Origin of the sequence: Kineococcus esterisolvens (genome assembly GCF_050871405.1) — a bacterium.
Lineage (GTDB): Bacteria > Actinomycetota > Actinomycetes > Actinomycetales > Kineococcaceae > Kineococcus.
On the sequence record NZ_JBJLRI010000149.1, the window covers coordinates 1 to 1,425 of the forward strand.

Consider the following 1,425-nt stretch of genomic DNA (forward strand, 5'->3'; position numbering starts at 1 on the left):
TGTGGCGAGCCTCGGGGGGGTGGGGCGGCCCGGCGGGCCCGGGGGGGGGGGGGGGGGGGGGGGGGGGGGGGGGGGGGGGGGGGGGGGGGGGGGGGGGGGGGGGGGGGGGGGGGGGGGGGGGCCCCCCCCCCCCCGCTGCAGCCCTGCGGGCTGCGCCGGCGCGCTGAGCGCACCGGCAGAGGGGCGTCGTGGTGCGCGGGCGATCGCGAAAAGTCGGGTGCGCTGGTGGCGGTGTTTCCGCGTGTCGTCAGGGTGCCTTGACGGCTTGCCGAGTCGTCAAGGAGTCTTGACGACGTGGTGGATGAGGTGGCGGACGGCGTGGCGGGCGCGGCGTCGGGAGCTGACGCGGGGGTGGGCGTGGTGAGCGGCGGGGGTGAGGTGCGCTGGGTGCTGGATGAGCTGGTGGGCTCGGCGGCGGATCTGGCGCGGCGCTGGGACGCGCAGCGTGCGCTGGCGCAGGCGCGTGACGTCACCGACGACGCGGACGGCTACCTGCCCGACGACCTGCTGGTGCTGCGCGAGTTGCTCGAGCGGTTGCCGGCGGCGGTGGCCGGGGAGCTGCGGGCGCAAGGTGCGAGCTGGGCGGAGGTGGGGGCGGTGCTGCGCACCTCCAAGCAGGCCGCGCACGAGCGCTACGGGCGCGACGCGCGCTGACTGCAGACGCTGGCTGTGGGTGCCCGGCGCGCGCTGTGGTGGGCTCGCGCCCCCCAGGGCGCGAGCCCACCACGGCGTGCGCCGGGCACCTGCAACCAGCGTCTGCAGTCAGCGGCCGTGGTCAGTCTCTGCAGTCAGCGCGTCTGCAGTCAGCGCCCCTCGCGCCCGTAGCGCTCGTGCGCGGCCTGCTTGGAGGTGCGCAACACCGCCCCCACCTCCGCCCAGCTCGCCCCCTGCGCCCGCAACTCACCGACCACCGCCGCCGGCAACCGCTCGAGCAACTCACGCAGCACCAGCAGATCATCGGGCAGGTACCCGTCCGCGTCATCGGTCACGTCACGCGCCTGCACCAGCGCACGCTGCGCGTCCCAGCGCCGCGCCAGATCCGCCGCCGAGCCCACCAGCTCATCCAGCACCCAGCGCACCTCACCGACACCCCCACTCACGCCCGCACTCGTACCCGCGGCTGTGTCCGCTCGCACCACCCCATCCACCATGCCGTCAAGACTCCTTGACGGCTCAGCAAGCCGTCAAGGCACCCTGACGACACGTAGAAACGCCTCCACCAGCGCACCCGGCTTTCCGCGATTGCCCGCACAGCACGACGAGTCCGGTGCCGGTGCGCCCTAGCGCGCCGGCGCAGCCCGCCAGGGCTGCAGCGGGGGGGGGGGCCCCCCCCCCCCCCCCCCCCCCCCCCCCCCCCCCGCGGGTGGGGGGGGGCGGTTGTTTTTTTTGTATGCTTCGGCCCCCCCCGCGCGGCGGGCGCCCCCC

General features: G+C 76.6%; 2 protein-coding genes. One reads left to right on the forward strand and one right to left on the reverse strand.

The genetic code is table 11. The annotated features are described in order from the left end of the window. The first annotated feature begins 294 nt into the window (after positions 1-294). Positions 295-654: a hypothetical protein gene (locus tag ACRYR8_RS21160; RefSeq protein WP_432486235.1), complete on the forward strand. Its 360-nt coding sequence runs from the start codon at positions 295-297 to the stop codon at positions 652-654. A gap of 149 nt (positions 655-803) precedes the next feature. Here the strand turns inward: ACRYR8_RS21160 and ACRYR8_RS21165 are convergent, their stop codons facing one another. After that, positions 804-1,070 carry a helix-turn-helix domain-containing protein gene (locus tag ACRYR8_RS21165; RefSeq protein ID WP_432486237.1) on the reverse strand — a complete coding sequence of 89 codons (267 nt, stop codon included), beginning with the start codon at positions 1,068-1,070 and terminating at the stop codon, positions 804-806. Between the last annotated feature and the right edge of the window lie 355 nt (positions 1,071-1,425).